The organism is Mesorhizobium sp. (assembly GCF_041661565.1).
GTDB lineage: Bacteria > Pseudomonadota > Alphaproteobacteria > Rhizobiales > Rhizobiaceae > Mesorhizobium.
In genome coordinates this window covers 1-16,029 of sequence record NZ_JBAZUD010000065.1, presented here as the reverse complement: position 1 = coordinate 16,029, position 16,029 = coordinate 1, and the positions used below count along the sequence as shown (strand labels likewise).

Genomic DNA, 16,029 nt, shown 5'->3' with positions numbered 1-16,029 from the left:
AATCCGATGTTGAGCGGTTAGTCCAGGTCGCAGAAAGTCTTTCCGCATTTAAACGGTCACCCAGCCACTCGCTTGCCCTTCCCTTTCCGCGCCACCAGCACCTTCTCCACCTGCCGCTTCAGTTCGTCTTTGATATCCGCTGTCTCGTTCATCAGCGCGTCGATCTTCAGGAAATCGAGCACGCGGAATTTCGATACGGCCGGGCGGATGAGGATGTCGGGGCGGCCCTGTTTCAGCTTGTTGGCGATGATCGACTGCATCATCAGCTGCGTGGCGCCGAACATCAGGTCGACGGAGGTCGGCTGCTTGCGATCGGCCTCTTCCGGCCCGCCGACGACGTCTACGGCGATAATGATGTCGGCCTCGGTTTCGATCAGGTCGAACGGCACCGGGTTGTAGATGCCGCCGTCGATCAGCAGCCTGCCGTCACGCTCCACCGGGCGGAAGACGGCGGGGATGGCGGCCGAGGCGGCAAGGGCGGAATGCAGGTCGCCACTGTCGAACACCGCAAGCTTGTGGCCGAAATAGTCGGTCGCGGTCACCTTCAGCGGGATTTTCAGCTCGGCAAAGGTTTCGGGGATCGCCTCGGGCAGGAAGGCCTTGAGGATGCGCTCGACATTGAACTGGCTGACGCGGATGCCGCCCTGCATGGCTTCGGCGATGGTGCCCGGCCGCGCCCGCCACATGCGGCTCGCCACTTCGGCGCGGCGGCCAAGGATCGAACGGGCGTAATCATGGATTTCCCTGCCGGTCATGCCCGAGGCCATGCCGGCGCCCATGATGGCGCCGATCGACGAGCCGGCGATGGTCACCGGCTTGATGCCAAGTTCGTCCAGCGCCTCGATGACATGGATATGCGCCAGCCCGCGCGCACCGCCGCCGCCGAAGGCGATGCCGAAGGTCGGGCTCATCCCTTGCCGGACTGCGCGAGCTTCGGCCCGATGACCATGATGGTCGGTTCGGCCGATAGCAGCTTCTTCGCCGCCGCCTTGACCTGCTCGAGCGTCACCCCGTTGATCAAGGCGGCGCGGCGCTGCATGTAATCGATGCCGAGATCGTCGAGCTGCAGCTCGACCAGCGTGGCCGCGATGGAACTCGACGAATCGAGATTGTTGATAGCGTAGGCGCCAATCATGTATTTCTTGGTCGCCGCCAGTTCGGCCTCGGTCGGCCCCTCCTCGGCCAGTCGCTTGACCACGTCGCGGACGATGCCCAGCGTCTCGGCCGCGCGGTCGGAGCGCGTGCCGGTGCTGACGATCAGCGCGCTGGCATGGTCCTGGTTGATCAGCGATGAGTTGACGCTGTAGGCCAAGCCGCGCTTTTCGCGCACTTCCTGGAACAGGCGCGAGGTGAAGGTGCCGCCGCCGAGGATCTCGTTCATCAGAACGGCGGCGAAGAAATCCGGATCCTTGCGTTTGACGCCGGGATAGGCGAGCTGCAGCGAGGTCTGCGGCAGGTCGTAGTCGACCTCGACATGCTGCGCCAGTTTCGGGTCGATATTGGCGACCGGGGCGAGCGCCTGGTTTTGCGGCAGGTCGCCGAACACCATGTCCAGCTTCTTCTTCAGCGTCTCGGCATCGATGGCGCCCACGACCGCGACATGCAGGCCGTTCCTCGCGAAAACCGCCCGGTGCAAGGCTTTCAGATCATCCGGCGTGATGGCGGCGATGCTTTGCCTGGTGCCCTGGTCGGAGCGGGAATAGGGATGGTCGCCATACAGCGCACGCGCCCATTTGTTCTGGGCAACCGTATCGGGGTCGTTCTCGCCGGCGATGATGCCGGACAGGATCTGGCCGCGGATGCGGTCGATCGGCAGCTGGTCGAAGCGCGGCTCGTTGACGGCCAGGCGCAACAGGTCGAAGGCCGCATCACGCTGCTCGGCAAGCATGCGCATCGAGCCGTAGACGCCGTCGCGGCTCTCCTCGAAACTCATCTCGGCGCCGGCATCGTCGAGCTTGATCTGGAAGGCTTCGCTGTCGAGAGGACCCGCGCCTTCGTCGAACAGGCCGGTCATCAGATTGGCCAACCCCTCCTTGCCCGGCGGATCCTGCGTCGAGCCGCCGTCGAAGACGAAGCGGATGGCGACGATCGGCACGGAATAATCCTCCACCAGCCAGGCGGTGATGCCCTTGGGCGAGGTGACGGACTGGATGTCCATGGCGCGCGCGGTGATGGCGGGCAGGATCAGGAAGACGATGGAGAGGAAGAGGGTTGCGAGAAGGGTCGCACCGTGCGGTCTTGCCTTCTCCCCTTGCGGGAGAAGGTGGCCGAGCGAAGCTCGGTCGGATGAGGGGTGTTCCAGCCTGGCAACAGCGGCACTCCGCGCAGCACCCCTCATCCGTCTCGGCGCTACGCGCCGATCCACCTTCTCCCACAGGGGGAGAAGGGAAGGCGCTCTCGCCACGTCGCGCTCGTTCATCATCATCAATTCCCCGCCTGTTGTTGCGGCAAGAGATAGCCCGTCGTCGACCGGCCGAGCACCAGATAGCGAGCCGCCGCGGCCTTGACCTCGTCGGCGGTGACCGCGCGGATGCGGTCCGGCCATTGCTGGACGTCCTGGACATTGCCGCCGGTGGCCAGCGTCGCGCCGTAGATATTGGCCATCGAATCCTGCTTGTCGCGGGCGAAGATCATCGACCTGACATAGCGATCCTTGGCCTTTTCCAGCTCCGATGGGGTGACGCCATCCTTGACGATGCGCGCTACTTCCGCATCGACGGCCGCTTCGACGTCGGCCAGCCTGGCGTCGCCGCGCGGGGCGCCGTAGACGGTGAAATTGGTATCGTCGAGCATGGTGCCCTGGAAAAAGGCACCGGCATTGGAAGCGATGCCTTGCTGGACGACGAGCGCCTGGTAGAGCCGGCTGCGATTGCCGCCGCCAAGAATCTCGGCCAGCAGGTCGAGCGCTTCGGCCTCGCCCGGCTTGCCCGAGTGATAGGACGGCACCACCCATTGCGTCGAGAAACTCGGTACGCTGACCCGCGCGTCGGACAGCGTGACCGTGCGCTTGGTGTTCTGCTCCGGCTCGACCGGACGGATGCGCGGCGGCAGATCGGGGCCGCGCGCCACCTTGCCATAGGTCTTCTCGGCCAGCGCCCGCACCGTTTCCGGCTCGACATCGCCGGCCACGATCAACACGGCATTGTTGGGCCGGTAATATTTGTCATAGAAGGCCGTGGCATCGGTGCGGTTCAGCTGCTGCATCTCCTGCATCCAGCCGATGACGGGAATGCGATAGGGCTGGTTCTGCCACAGCGTCGCATCGACCTCCTCGTCCAGCACCGCCTGCGGATTGTTGTCGATGCGCGACCGGCGCTCCTCGAGGATGACGTCGCGCTCCGTCTTAATGACATCGTCGGTGAGGATGAGGTTGCGCATCCGATCGGCCTCGAAGCTCATCATCTGTCCAAGCGCCGACGGCGCCACCGTCTCATAGAAGGCGGTGTAGTCATAGGAGGTGAAAGCGTTGTTCGAGCCGCCGATATCGGCAATGGCGCGGTCGAATTCGCCGGCGGCGTGGTTGGTCGTCGCCTTGAACATCAGATGCTCGAAGAAATGGGCGATGCCGGACTTGCCCGCCGGCTCGTCGGCGCTGCCGATCTTGTACCACACCATGTGGGTGACGATCGGCGCGCGGTGATCGGGGATGACCACGACCTCCATGCCGTTGTCGAGCAGGAAGTCCGTCACCTTGAACGCGTCCGGCGCCCTGTCGGCCAGGACCGGCCCGGTCATGGTCAAAGCCAGCGTTGTCGAAAGCAGCGTCGCGCGCAGCCATCCAGCCTGAAATGTCATCAACGGCTCCGGTTTCCTCGACAGAACGATAGGCAGGGTCTGCACCACAAGCAAAGTGAATTGTTGGTCATGTTGCCGGCAAAGGCGGCGGTAAAGAGGCCGCCCGTGAACGCAACCGTATCAGGCCGCCTCGATGAAGCGGATGACGGTCTCACCGTAATTGCGCTCGTCCAGCACGGAAAAGCCCGGACCTGGCTCGAACGGCGCCGCAGCAGCCTCCTCGACCACGCACAGCGCACCCGGCCGCAGCCAGCCGCCGGCCTTCGCCGATTGCAAGGCGCGCTCGCCAAGACCCTTGCCATAGGGCGGGTCGGCGAAGACGAGGCCGAACGGCGCCAGCGTGCCTGCCTCGCCAAGCCCCGTCGCGTCGCGCCGGAAGATCTTGGTGCGCCCCGTCAGGCCGAACGCCTCGACATTGTCGCGAATCAGGCCACGGCCCTCCGCCGATTCCTCGATGAACACGCCATAGGACGCGCCGCGCGATAGCGCTTCGAGACCAAGCGCGCCGGTGCCGGCGAACAGGTCGAGCACGCGCGCGCCGTCCAGCTGGTCGGCAAAGCGATGGGCTAGCACGTTGAAGACGGCCTCGCGCGTGCGATCGGTCGTCGGGCGAATGGCGCTGCTACGGGGCGTCGCCAGCGGGCGCCCACGAAACTCCCCGCCGACGATTCTCATGTCAGTCCGGGCCTCATCTGGCTTTCGGTCCCCGCGGGCCATTGCGGGGCCGCTCGCCGCCCGCACCGCCGGGGCGTTCGCCACGCGGCTTGCCGAACGGCTTGGCTCCGGCAGGCTTGCCATAGGATGGCTTGAACGATGCCTTGCGTGCCTTGGCGTCCGCCGCCTTGGCGGCATCGGCTTCGGCCCTGCCCTTGCCGATCGGGCGGGCGCCGGGCGCCATCCAGACATTGGCCTTGCGCTGGCCGGGCGGTTCGATCGGCTTCTGCTCGCGCTCCGGCTTCTTGCCGCCAAAACCGCCGCGCGGCTTGTCTCCGAAGCCGCCGCGCGGTTTGTCGCCAAAGCTGCCACGGGGCTTGTCGCCGAAACCACCGCGTTCGGGCCTGGACGGGCGTTCGCCGAAGCTCTTTTCCGCGCTCCTGTCGGGACTTGTCGACAGCTTGCCCAGCGCCTCGTCGCGGCTGCCTTCGCGGCGCTTGCGGTTCTTGATCAGCCCACCCTCGCCGATCGGCCGGCGCTCGCCGTCACGGGTGAATTTCGGCTTCTCGGGTTCCGGCTCGCGGATTTCGGTGCGCCGTACCGGCTTGTTGGAAAACGGCTTGGTGATGTCGGCATCGAAATTGGCGCCGGATTCCTCGACCAGGCGTTCGCCAAGCTGGTCGCGCAACACCCTGCCGTTGATCTCCTGAACATGTCCCTCGGCGAGGTCGTCGAGCTGGAACGGACCGTAGGAGATGCGGATCAGCCGTGTCACGTCGAGGCCGAGCGAGCCCAGTATGTTCCTGACTTCGCGGTTCTTGCCTTCGCGCAGGCCGATGGTCAGCCAGGCGTTGGTGCCTTGCTCACGGTCCAGCGTCGCCTCGATGGCGCCATAGAAGACGCCGTCGACGGCGATGCCTTCACGCAGGCCGGCAAGCGCGCTTTCCTCGACCTTGCCGTGGACGCGCACGCGGTAGCGGCGCAGCCAGCCGGTGGCCGGCAATTCCAGCACGCGCGACAGGCCGCCATCATTGGTCAGCAGCAGCAGGCCCTCGGTATTGATGTCGAGGCGGCCTATGGTCATCAGCCGGGGCAATTCCGCCGGCAACACGTCGAATACGGTTTTGCGGCCTTCGGGATCACGGTTGGTCGTGACAACACCCGCCGGCTTGTGGAACAGGAACAGGCGCGTGCGCTCGATCGGCGGAATTTCCATGCCGTCGAGATGGATGATGTCACTCGGCATGACGTTGAAAGCCGGCGAGGTCAGCGCGCGGCCATTGACCTTGACGCGGCCGGCGGCGATCAGTTCCTCGGCGTCACGGCGCGAGGCAAGGCCGGCGCGGGCCAGCCGCTTGGCGATGCGCTCGCCCGCTTCTTCCGTCGCGTCCTCGGCGCGCGGGCGCGGCTTGAAGCCGCCACCCGAAGCCCCTTGCGGCCGATCGCCGAAGTCGCGCTTGGGTCGATCACCACCAAGGTCGCGCTTGGGGCGATCGGCGAAGTCACGTGTCGGACGGTCACTGAAATCGCGCTTGGGACGGTCGAAGCGCTGTTCGCCGCCCTCCGCCGCCGCGCCAACCGGACGGTCGCCGCGCGGTGCGTAAGGCTTGCGCGGCCCTTCGCGCTTTTCATAGGGCTTGCGATCGCCTTCGACTGCCGCCGGACGGTCGCCGCGCGGTGCGTAGGGTTTGCGTGGGCCTTCACGCTTTTCATAGGGCTTGCGATCGCCTTCAGCCGCGACCGGACGATCGCCCCGCGGTGCGTAGGGTTTGCGCGGCCCCTCGCGCTTTTCATACGGCTTGCGCTCGCCTTCGGCTGCGACGGGACGATCGCCGCGCGGTGCGTAGGGTTTGCGCGGGCCTTCGCGCTTTTCGTAAGGCTTGCGCTCGCCTTCGGCTGCGACGGGACGGTCGCCGCGCGGTGCGTAGGGTTTGCGTGGCCCCTCGCGCTTTTCATAAGGCTTGCGCTCGCCTTCGGCTGCGACGGGACGGTCGCCGCGCGGTGCGTACGGCTTGCGTGGGCCTTTGCTGAAGGGCTTGTCGCCGCTCTTAAAATCCCGCTTCGGCCGCTCCCCTTCGGCGGCCATCGGCCTGTCGCCGCGCGGCGTGTGGGGTTTCTTCGCGCCAAAGGACGGCTTGCCGCCCCTCTCCCCTCTCGGAGCCGCTGGTTTCTTGCCCGGGCCTTTCTGGCGCGGAGATTTCTTGTCGTTGTCGTCCATGTGGCCTTTGTCCATTTGCGCTGCTACAGCGTGGCGCATCCTTTCGGGCGCGCAACGAACGCTGGTGCATTTCTGATTTGGCGCATGATCATTTCCGAAAATCGAGTCCGATTTTCGGGTTGATGCGCTCAATAACAGGATCGTCGGAGTTTGTCAGGGAAAAGTGGAGAACGGCTTTTCCGGAGAAACAGGGTCACCAGACAGTCTTTCAGAGAAATAGTGGAGAACGGTTTTTCCGGAAAGACAGACGGAAACCAGGAACTGGAGTGGCGAGGAGACAACCGGAATGGAAACGCGCGTGAGGCGGCCGGATTTCATGGCCCTGGCGCTGAAGGAGGCGGAGGCTGCCGCCCTGCGCGGCGAGGTGCCAGTCGGGGCCGTCATCGTCAGCGAAGGCAAGATCGTCGCCAGCGCCGGCAACCGCACCCGCGAACTTGCCGATCCGACAGCCCATGCCGAGATCCTGGTGATTCGCGAGGCGTGCCGCGAACTCTCATCCGAACGGCTTCCCGGCCACGATCTCTATGTAACGCTGGAGCCTTGCGCCATGTGCGCCGCGGCCATTTCGTTTTCCCGGCTGCGCCGGCTCTATTTCGGCGCGGCGGATGAGAAGGGCGGCGGAGTGGTCAATGGCGTGCGCTTCTTCGCCTCGCCGACCTGCCACCACAGGCCAGATATCTATGCAGGCCTCGGCGAAACCGAGGCCGCCCTGCTGCTGAAAGATTTCTTCCGCGAACGGCGCGATCTTTAGGCGCGGTCAGGACGAAAGGATTTACAGGGAAGGCAGCCAGTCGAACCAGCCGCCCTTCTTGCCCTCTGCCTCTTTCTTGAGGCGGCGTTCCTTCTTGTATTCGTCCTCGCCGAGGTCGCCCTGCGGCGCGGTGCCGGCGGCGACGCGATACTGCACCGGCGGTTCGCTCAGATATTTGCGGGTGTTCGGGTCACCTTGCTTGCTGTCGGCAAGACGACGCTGGATCTCGGCGGCGCGACCCTTGTCGGAATCCGCGGGCGACCATGCCGGCGGATGGCTCGAGCCTGACTCCGCCATTGCCCTCTTCACCGAAGCCGGATCGGTCTGCACGTCGTCGACGATCTCTGACTGATAGGACGGATCGTTCTGATGCGCGGTGGCGTCGGCGCGCAGGCGAGCGCGGCGTTGCTCGGGCGATTCGGGCCAATCGGCGCTTGCCGTCTCGATGCTGTCCTGCGGCGTCGGCAACGCGCCCTTCTGACCGGGCGCCGGCTTCACCAGCGTCGGGCGCGGCTTGTAGTCGATCTGTTCCTTGCGCTTCGGCGCGAAGGAGAAGGCGCCAGACAGGTCGCCGGCCAGCTGCTCGCCGGCGGTCTTGTCGGTGCCGTAGGTCGGCGAGCCCATGCAGCCGGACAGAGCGAGGCCCGATGCGACAAGCGGCGCCAGCAGCGCCAGGCGCGCGTTGAATCTCTCGGTCATGCCAAACAGTCCCACTCTAGACAGCCTCTCGATTGCCACCGGTCCAAGGTCCGGTCCCCATCATCCAAGCACTTGCGACGGAAATCCGGCGACAATTTGTCTTCCGGAGTTTCGCGTGTTTACCTCAACCACTCGTTCAGGGCAACGCACGGGCGGTCTTCGCCCGCCCGGCGTGGCATTTGTGCACCGATCAAGCCGCTCGCCGGCCGATCAAAGCCGGCCAAGCGCCTTCAGCTCATGCAGCACAGCCGCATCGCGCGCCGAAACATCGGGGAATGCGGCATCCTGCCCGACATCGGCGGTGTAGCGCCAGGAGCGGGCGCATTTGACCAGGCCGCGATCCTCGGCCTTTTCGACCACGACGGCGACACCCCTGACATCGTCGAGCGTGAAGGCACCGGCCGCCGCCTCTCCATGGGTGACGACCAGGTCGCTGGTGATCGCCATCTCGGCCATGTCAACATCTGCAATCGCCGCTTCGAGCGCCGCGTCGTTGATGGTGACGACAGGAACCGCTTCCAGCGACGAGCCGATCACCTTCTGGGCGCGCGCGATTTCCAGGGCGCCGGTGACGACGCGGCGAACCTGCCGCACCTTGCGCCACTTTTCGGCCAGCGCCTCGTTCTTCCAATCGCCGGGGATTTGCGGGAACTGGTCGAGATGCACCGAGACGGCGTCGGGATGGCGATCGAGCCAGGCTTCCTCCGTAGTGAAGGGCAGCATCGGCGCCAGCCATTTCACCAGGCAGTCGAAGAGGTGACGCACCACCTGCACGGAAGCCTTGCGCTTCAGGCTCGACGGCCCGTCGCAGTAGAGTGCGTCCTTGCGGACGTCGAAATAGAAGGCCGACAACTCGACCACCATGAAATCGAGCAGAGTGCGGGTGACGCGCTTGAACTCGAAGGCGTCGTAGCCCGAGCGCACCACTTCATCCAGTTCGGCCAGCCGGTGCAGCATCAGCCGTTCGAGCTCCGGCATATCTCCAAGCGCCACCACTTCGCCGTCGTCATGCGCGAGTGTGCCCAGCATCCAGCGAATGGTGTTGCGCAGCTTGCGGTAGGCGTCGATGTTGGTCTGCAGCACGTTCTTGCCGAGCCGCTGATCTTCCCAATAGTCGGTCGTCACCACCCACAGGCGCAGGATGTCGGCGCCGGACTGCTTGATGACGTCCTGCGGCACGACGGTGTTGCCGAGCGACTTCGACATCTTGCGGCCGTCCTCGTCCATGGTGAAGCCATGCGTGACGACGGCCTCATAAGGGGCCCTGCCCCTTGTGCCGCAGCTTTCGAGCAGCGAGGAGTGGAACCAGCCGCGATGCTGGTCGGAGCCTTCGAGATAGACGTCGGCCGGCCACTTCAGGTCGGGACGATCCTCCAGCGTGAAGGCATGCGTCGAGCCCGAATCGAACCAGACGTCGAGGATGTCCATCACCTGCTTCCATTTGGACGCATCGTGATTGCCGAGAAAACGCTCCTTGGCGCCGGCCGCGAACCAGGCGTCGGCGCCTTCCTGCTCGAAGGCATCCATGATGCGCTGGTTGACGGCCTCATCCTTCAGCACATTGCCGTCGGCATCGGCGAACACGGCGATGGGCACGCCCCAGGCCCGCTGGCGCGACAGCACCCAGTCGGGGCGCTCCTCGATCATGGCGCGGATGCGGTTCTGTCCGGCGGCCGGCACGAAACGCGTGTCGTCGATGGCCTTGAGCGCCCGGCTGCGCAGCGTCGTGCCGTCGCCAAGGTCCTTGTCCATGTAGACGAACCATTGCGGCGTGTTGCGGAAGATGATCGGCTTCTTCGACCGCCACGAATGCGGATAGGAATGCTTCAAGCGGCCGCGCGCGAACAGCGCGTTGCGCTTGATCAGCTCGTCGATGACCGCTTGGTTGGCATTGCCCTTCTTGCCATTGTCGTCGATGACGCGGGCCGCGCCACCCTCGCGGTCGGGGCCGAAGCCCGGCGCGTCCTTGGTGAAGAAGCCGGCATCGTCGACGGTGAAGGGGATGGCGGGATCGATGCCGCGCGCGCGCAGGCCGGCGCCCGCGTCCATCCAGGCGTCGAAATCCTCGCGGCCATGGCCGGGCGCTGTGTGGACGAAGCCGGTGCCGGCATCGTCGGTGACATGATCGCCGGCAAGCATCGGCACATCGAATTCATAGCCGCCGCCAAAACCCTTGAACGGATGCGCAAGCGTAAGGCTTCCAAGCTCTTCGGCGGAAACGTTGCGAAGGCGATTCAAGCTGATCTTGGCCTTTGTCGCGGAGTCTTGCGCCAGTGCGTCGGCGAAGATCAGCTTTTCGCCCGGCTGCGGACCAAACGCATTTTCCGCCTCGGTGACCTCGTAGAGGCCGTAACTGATGCGCGGCGAATAGTTGACCGCCCGGTTGCCGGGGATCGTCCATGGCGTCGTCGTCCAGATGACGACGTGGGCCTGCAGCAGATCGAGCGCACCCTCCGACAGGCTGGTCTCGCCATCCACGGGATGGACAAGGCTGACGATCGGAAACTTCACCCAGATCGTGTCGGACTCGTAATCCTGGTACTCGACCTCGGCCTCGGCCAGCGCAGTGCGCTCGACCACGCTCCACATCACCGGCTTGGAGCCGCGATAGAGCTGGCCCGACATGGCGAACTTCAGCAGTTCTCCGGCGATACGCGACTCCGAGTGGAACGCCATGGTCGTGTAGGGGTTCTTGAAATCGCCGACGACGCCGAGGCGCTGGAATTCGCCCCCCTGCACGGAAATCCAGTGGGCGGCGAAGTCACGGCATTCCCTGCGGAATTCGTTGACCGGCACCTCGTCCTTGTTCTTGCCCTTGGCGCGGTACTGTTCCTCGATCTTCCACTCGATCGGCAGGCCGTGGCAATCCCAGCCCGGCACATAGTTCGAGTCGTAGCCGCGCATCTGGAACGAGCGGGTGATGACGTCCTTGAGGATCTTGTTCAGCGCGTGGCCGATATGGATGTTGCCGTTGGCGTAGGGCGGACCGTCATGCAGCACGTATTTGGTGCGGCCGGCGGCGCTCTCCCGGAGCTTTCTGTAAAGGTCCATGTCCTGCCAGCGCTTGACCAGCAGCGGCTCCTTTTCGGGCAAGCCGGCGCGCATCGGGAAATCCGTCAGCGGCAGGTAAAGCGTCTTTGAATAATCGATCGTTGATTGATTTTCTTCGGTCATCGGTCTGCCATGGGTGTGCCGGGCCATGCGGCCTGCGGCTTTGAACTATCATGATCTGGAAAAAGCGCGAGAGATCGCGCGCAACATTCCCGGCGGCTCCGGCGGCCGTCAGGCCGCCCGGAACACCGGGCCGGTAATTCGTATCGTCGACGCGTAAAGGCGCGGAAAGCTCGTCATCGATGGGCTTTTAGCGGAGATGGGCGCAGGAATAAAGCGTCCCGCGCCGGATTCGCCTACATCGTGAAATCGAAGCGATAGGTGGTCGAGACGCCGACCGTGAACTGGTTGCGGTCGCCACGCTCCCTGACCAGGCTTGAATCGGCGGCCGGGCCCATCAGGCGGGAATACTCGCCAAAAAGGCTGGCGGTCATCGGCTCGGTCACCTTCCAGGTTACGGCGCCGCCGAGGCCCGCCGATTTCAGTCCGCCGCCGGGGTGATATTCGCTCAGGCCCGAGGCCACCGCCTCCTGAGCGTCGACGCCGTAATAGGCATCGAAATATTTCGACGATGCGAACGAAACGCGCGGTCCTCCCGAAATCCTGATGGCTGACGTGACATCGTAGAAGGCGTCGGCCGCGATATCGGCGACGAAACCATTGTGGGCGCGGATGCCGTGGCGAAGTTCCGCGCGCGCGCGGATCCAGTCCGTCGGATAGAATTCGAAGAAGCCGCCGACCTCGCCGCCCCAGCGCACAGGATCGAGGCCTCTCAGCTCGTCGGCGTCGCCATCATCCCGGGAAAACAGGAATTTTCCCGTCAGGCCGGCGCGAATGCTGCCATCATCCACCAAGGCCAGCGAGATGTTGTCGTTGCGCGACGTGAAGCGGGCCTCAGGGCCGGCCTTGCCAAGGGAAATGATCGGCGAGGCGCTGAGCAGGTACTTCTTGCCGCCCTCGAAATTCGGCGCGACCATGCCGGTGGCGCCAATGGTCAGATACCAGTCGCCGGAGAGCCATCCGAACGTGCCCTCCCCGGCTTCGGCCGCGCCAGGCATGGCCAGCATCACCGTGGCCAGTACCGCAGAAATTTTCCCAACCGGACTCATGGCCACTCCATTAACACAATACACATGGCTAGCACGGACAGCTTTGAGGGCTGTGTGGTAAAATTTGATTTAACGGAGACATCCGGTCGCGTTTCGCAGCAATCCTTGCCTTGTTGGCGACTGGACGCCGGCCGGCGCCGGGACTAACGTCCCCTTGGCAGCATTCCCCGCTCCCCGATGGAACCCGCGACATGACCTTGCATGGCGACGCCTTGAAAACCGCAATCATCCAGACCCGGGCGAAATGGGGGTGGTTTGTCGCGCTCGGCGTGCTCCTGCTCATCTTCGGCGGCATAGCCTTCGGCAATCTGTTCGTCGCCACGGTGGCTTCGGTCTATGTCGTGGGATGGCTGATGCTGATGGCCGGCGTCATCGAGATCGTGCATGCCTTCGGCGTCAAGACCTGGAGCCGCTTCTTCTACTGGCTGCTGAGCGGCCTGCTTTATGCAATCGCCGGCTTCTTCGCCTTCGACAATCCGCTGCTCGCCTCGGCGGTGCTGACGTTCCTGCTGGCCATCGCGCTCGTCGCTTCCGGGGCGCTTCGGGCCTGGGTTGGCTATAGCCACCGGCCGGAACGCGGCTGGGGCTGGGTCGTCGCGGCCGGCCTCATCAGTGTGCTTGCGGGCCTGATCATCGCCATGGGCTGGCCGGTCAACAGCATCTGGGTGCTTGGGCTTTTCCTGGCAATCGACCTGATGTTCCAGGGCTGGACCTTCATCGCCCTCGGCCTGGCGCTGAAGAAATAGCTAGAAGGCCATAGCGGCGTCGAGGTCGGAGAGCGGCCTGACGCCGGAGAGCAGGGCGCGCGCCTCGGCCTCGTCGTGCTTCATCTGTGTCACCAGCGCTTCCAGTCCTTCGAACTTCAGCTCGGGGCGCAGGAAACCGAAGAAGGATACCTGGCAAGTCTCGCCATAGAGGCTGCCGGAAAAATCGAAGACGAAGGTTTCCAGAAGCGGCGCGCCATTGTCGTCGACGGTCGGGCGACGGCCGAAGCTGGCGACGCCATCGTGAAGCGTGCCGTCGGCGCGGCGAAAGCGGACGGCATAGATGCCCTCCTTCAAGGCGGCCTCGGCGGAAAGTCTCATATTGGCGGTTGGAAAGCCAAGCGTGCGGCCGAGTTGCTGGCCGCCCACGACCTCACCCCCGACGGTGAAGCGATAGCCAAGCAATCCGGCAGCCTCGGCCACCTCGCCCTCGGCCAGCAGGCCGCGAATGCGGCTCGACGACACCACCTCCGCCCCCTCATCGCGAAAGGCGTCGACGAGCGTGACGCCGAAGCCGTGGCGCTCGCCGGCGGCCATCAAATAGGCCGGGCCGCCTTGACGGTCCTTGCCGAAATGGAAATCGAAACCGGTCACGGCATGAGTGACGCCAAGGCTCTCCTCCAGCACATCGGTCACGAACGCTTCCGCCGACAACGAGGCGAAGTCGCGCGTGAAGGGCTGCTCGACCAGAGCTGCGAAACCCAGCAACGACAGGAGCCGCGCCTTCATCGCCGGAGGCGTCAGCACGAAGAGCGGCAAGTCGGGCCTGAAGACCTTTCGCGGATGCGGCTCGAAGGTCAGAACCATGGCCGGCACGTCACGCCGTTCGGCTTCGGCCAGCGCCCGCTCGAGCACCGCCTGATGGCCGCGGTGGACACCGTCAAAATTGCCGATCGCCACCACGCCGCCACGCAACTCGGCAGGCACCGGCGCGGTTGCCAGAAGGTACAGGAAGGCTGCCATCGTCATCTACCGCAGCTTGGGAATGACGGCCACCGGATGATAGCCATGCTTATCCAGAAAGGCCGACAGTCTTGCCGGATCGGGTCGCGACGCATCGCCATAATCGCGGGCATGGATACCACCGGAGACATAGAGAACATCGAAACCATTGTCGGCGGCGCCCTTCACGTCGGTCAACATGCCGTCGCCGATGGCCAGCACCTCACCGCGCTCGACCGGCCGGCCAAGGATGTCCGCCACCTCGTTCATCGCGACCTTGTAGATCGGCGCATAGGGTTTTCCGGCGATCAGCGTACGACCGCCGAGCTGGGCATAGTCGCGGGCCAGCGCACCGGCGCACCAGATGATGCGTTCGCCGCGCTCGACCACGATATCGGGATTGGCACAGATGAAGGGCAGGTTCCTGGCGCGCAGCCGTTGCAGCAGTTCCTTGTAGTCATCCGGCTTCTCGACCTCGTCGTCGAACAGGCCGGTGCAGACGATGCCGGACGCCTCGAATTCCTCGACAAGCTCGACATCGAGACCGTCGTAGAGGGACAGATCGCGGTCGGCGCCAATATGGAAAATCTTGCGCGGGCCTTCGGCGATCAGGTCGCGGGTCACGTCGCCCGAGGTGACGACCCGGTCATAAGCCGAGGGTGGAACGCCGATTGCGTTCATCTGCGCCACGACATCGGCACGTCTGCGCGGCGAGTTGGTGATCAGGACGACCGGGAGTCCCGCCTCCTGGGCCCTCGCCAGGGCCGCGGCCGCCACGGGAAAGGGAGCCTCGCCATTGTGCACGACACCCCAGACGTCGCACAGGATTGCCGAATAGGCCTTCGACACGTCTTCGAGCGAGGCGATGATTTCAGGCGAATCCGCCATGCCGTTTCCTTCAGTCCGGATCGTTGCGGGTAGCGCGACAGACGGTTCGCCGCAGCCGGCCCGGATTAGCCGAACCGCTCCGGCCTGTCACCAGCTTTCAACGCATGAACAGGACATCGCCGCGACCGGCGCTCTGGGGCTCGCGCTTCCGTGGGGATCCCTCTGCCACTGCCGCCGGCATCGTCGTGGGTCGCAGATGCCGGCGTTTGGCGCGAGAGTCAGCCCTCGCGTCGAGGCGTTTCGACTATAGCGGCCGCCTTGTGGGTTGCGAGCGCTCGGGCTCGATCAGCTTGCGATAGAGGTGCCATGTGGCATGGCCTAGCACCGGCATCACCACGGCGAGGCCGGCAAACAGCGGGATCGAACCGACGACCAGCAGCACGGCCACCAACAGACCCCAGACCGCCATTTGCAGCGGGTTTGCCAACGCCGCACGGGCAGAGGTCTCGATGGCCGAAACAGCGCCGACATCGCGGTCAAGCAGCAGCGGGAAGGCAACCACGGTGGTGGTCAGCACGACCACGGCGAAGACCAGGCCGGCGGCGTTGCCGGCCAGGATCAGCGCCCAGCCCTTGTCGGTCGTCAGCACATCTCGCACAAAGCCGGTGATCGATGCCGGCGGCTGGTCGCCAAACAGGGCGGTATAGATCGACTGCGCGGTGTAGAGCCACAGCAGGAACAGAGCCACCAGCATGATGCCGATCACCGCAATCGATGGAATCGCCGGTGAATGGCGCACATCGAGCGCATGCCGCCAGGAGGTGTTCATGCCGAGTTCCCGCCGGCGGCTGATCTCGTAGAGGCCGATCGCCGCGAACGGCCCGACCAGCGCGAAGCCGGACATCAGGGGATAGATCAGCTGGATGCCGTTGGCGCCCGACGTCCATTGCGTGAGGATCAGGCCGACGGCCGGGTAGATCAGGCACAGGAACACGTAGTGCGACGGCTTCGCCCAGAAGTCCTCGGCACCGAGCCGCAGCGCCTCCCAAAGATCAGCCGTAGTGATGTGGCGGACGGTTGGCCGGACATGCATTCCGCGTGCGTCCGCCATGACATGAAAGCCGGCCATAACCATCCTCCCGTGTGTCGGGGCGGTCA

At 64.8% G+C, this 16,029-nt stretch carries 12 protein-coding genes and 1 pseudogene; 2 read left to right on the top strand and 11 right to left on the bottom strand.

All coding sequences use genetic code 11. The features are described 5' to 3' along the window. Positions 1 to 56: 56 nt before the first annotated feature. The 5 genes and pseudogenes from WC739_RS13535 to WC739_RS13515 form a co-directional block, all read right to left on the bottom strand. Positions 57 to 911: a patatin-like phospholipase family protein gene (locus tag WC739_RS13535; protein WP_372953539.1), complete on the bottom strand. Its 855-nt coding sequence runs from the start codon at positions 909 to 911 to the stop codon at positions 57 to 59. Further along, positions 908 to 2,288 (bottom strand): annotated as a pseudogene (locus WC739_RS13530) (M16 family metallopeptidase). The gene WC739_RS13535 and the pseudogene WC739_RS13530 overlap by 4 nt, the downstream one beginning before the upstream one ends. A gap of 136 nt (positions 2,289 to 2,424) precedes the next feature. Then, entirely contained in the window at positions 2,425 to 3,795 is a 1,371-nt protein-coding gene (locus WC739_RS13525; protein ID WP_372953538.1) for a M16 family metallopeptidase, read from the bottom strand. Between the two features lie 120 nt (positions 3,796 to 3,915). Then, positions 3,916 to 4,470 (bottom strand): 16S rRNA (guanine(966)-N(2))-methyltransferase RsmD, encoded by a 555-nt coding sequence (gene rsmD / locus WC739_RS13520; RefSeq protein WP_372953537.1) that lies wholly within the window; start codon positions 4,468 to 4,470, stop codon positions 3,916 to 3,918. A gap of 13 nt (positions 4,471 to 4,483) precedes the next feature. Next, positions 4,484 to 6,667 (bottom strand): pseudouridine synthase, encoded by a 2,184-nt coding sequence (locus WC739_RS13515; protein WP_372953536.1) that lies wholly within the window; start codon positions 6,665 to 6,667, stop codon positions 4,484 to 4,486. Between the two features lie 298 nt (positions 6,668 to 6,965). On the opposite strand from WC739_RS13515, the gene WC739_RS13510 reads away from it, so the two are divergent. Further along, positions 6,966 to 7,418 carry a nucleoside deaminase gene (locus WC739_RS13510; protein ID WP_372953552.1) on the top strand — a complete coding sequence of 151 codons (453 nt, stop codon included), beginning with the start codon at positions 6,966 to 6,968 and terminating at the stop codon, positions 7,416 to 7,418. 21 nt (positions 7,419 to 7,439) lie between these two features. Here WC739_RS13510 and WC739_RS13505 read toward each other — a convergent pair whose 3' ends face one another. The 3 genes from WC739_RS13505 to WC739_RS13495 all read right to left on the bottom strand — a co-directional run bounded on the left by WC739_RS13505 (position 7,440) and on the right by WC739_RS13495 (position 12,337). Beyond that, on the bottom strand, positions 7,440 to 8,117 hold the full coding sequence (locus WC739_RS13505; protein ID WP_372953535.1) for a hypothetical protein: 678 nt from the start codon (positions 8,115 to 8,117) through the stop codon (positions 7,440 to 7,442). 210 nt (positions 8,118 to 8,327) lie between these two features. After that, the gene (ileS, locus tag WC739_RS13500; RefSeq protein WP_372953534.1) at positions 8,328 to 11,291 is read right to left on the bottom strand and encodes an isoleucine--tRNA ligase; all 2,964 of its coding nucleotides are present in this window, start codon (positions 11,289 to 11,291) and stop codon (positions 8,328 to 8,330) included. Positions 11,292 to 11,524: 233 nt separating this feature from the next. Beyond that, on the bottom strand, positions 11,525 to 12,337 hold the full coding sequence (locus WC739_RS13495; RefSeq protein ID WP_372953533.1) for a MipA/OmpV family protein: 813 nt from the start codon (positions 12,335 to 12,337) through the stop codon (positions 11,525 to 11,527). A gap of 191 nt (positions 12,338 to 12,528) precedes the next feature. Here WC739_RS13495 and WC739_RS13490 point away from each other — a divergent pair, with 191 nt between their 5' ends. Next, positions 12,529 to 13,083 carry an HdeD family acid-resistance protein gene (locus WC739_RS13490; RefSeq protein ID WP_372953532.1) on the top strand — a complete coding sequence of 185 codons (555 nt, stop codon included), beginning with the start codon at positions 12,529 to 12,531 and terminating at the stop codon, positions 13,081 to 13,083. Here the strand turns inward: WC739_RS13490 and WC739_RS13485 are convergent, their stop codons facing one another. From WC739_RS13485 to WC739_RS13475, 3 genes are all read right to left on the bottom strand, one after another. Beyond that, positions 13,084 to 14,064, bottom strand: coding sequence for a bifunctional riboflavin kinase/FAD synthetase (locus WC739_RS13485; RefSeq protein WP_372953531.1), 981 nt, complete (start codon positions 14,062 to 14,064; stop codon positions 13,084 to 13,086). It abuts the gene before it with no gap. Positions 14,065 to 14,070: 6 nt separating this feature from the next. Continuing rightward, positions 14,071 to 14,931, bottom strand: coding sequence for a TIGR01459 family HAD-type hydrolase (locus WC739_RS13480; protein WP_372953530.1), 861 nt, complete (start codon positions 14,929 to 14,931; stop codon positions 14,071 to 14,073). 244 nt (positions 14,932 to 15,175) lie between these two features. Beyond that, positions 15,176 to 16,000 (bottom strand): DUF2189 domain-containing protein, encoded by an 825-nt coding sequence (locus tag WC739_RS13475; protein ID WP_372953529.1) that lies wholly within the window; start codon positions 15,998 to 16,000, stop codon positions 15,176 to 15,178. Positions 16,001 to 16,029 lie beyond the last annotated feature (29 nt).

Bases quoted from the DNA above. Each gene is read 5' to 3' on its own strand.
- WC739_RS13535 (WP_372953539.1), bottom strand. From the start codon at position 911: ATGAGCCCGACCTTCGGCATCGCCTTCGGCGGCGGCGGTGCGCGCGGG.
- WC739_RS13525 (WP_372953538.1), bottom strand. From the start codon at position 3,795: ATGACATTTCAGGCTGGATGGCTGCGCGCGACGCTGCTTTCGACAACG.
- rsmD (WP_372953537.1), bottom strand. From the start codon at position 4,470: ATGAGAATCGTCGGCGGGGAGTTTCGTGGGCGCCCGCTGGCGACGCCC.
- WC739_RS13515 (WP_372953536.1), bottom strand. From the start codon at position 6,667: ATGGACGACAACGACAAGAAATCTCCGCGCCAGAAAGGCCCGGGCAAG.
- WC739_RS13505 (WP_372953535.1), bottom strand. From the start codon at position 8,117: ATGACCGAGAGATTCAACGCGCGCCTGGCGCTGCTGGCGCCGCTTGTC.
- ileS (WP_372953534.1), bottom strand. From the start codon at position 11,291: ATGACCGAAGAAAATCAATCAACGATCGATTATTCAAAGACGCTTTAC.
- WC739_RS13495 (WP_372953533.1), bottom strand. From the start codon at position 12,337: ATGAGTCCGGTTGGGAAAATTTCTGCGGTACTGGCCACGGTGATGCTG.
- WC739_RS13490 (WP_372953532.1), top strand. From the start codon at position 12,529: ATGACCTTGCATGGCGACGCCTTGAAAACCGCAATCATCCAGACCCGG.
- WC739_RS13485 (WP_372953531.1), bottom strand. From the start codon at position 14,064: ATGGCAGCCTTCCTGTACCTTCTGGCAACCGCGCCGGTGCCTGCCGAG.
- WC739_RS13480 (WP_372953530.1), bottom strand. From the start codon at position 14,931: ATGGCGGATTCGCCTGAAATCATCGCCTCGCTCGAAGACGTGTCGAAG.
- WC739_RS13475 (WP_372953529.1), bottom strand. From the start codon at position 16,000: ATGGCCGGCTTTCATGTCATGGCGGACGCACGCGGAATGCATGTCCGG.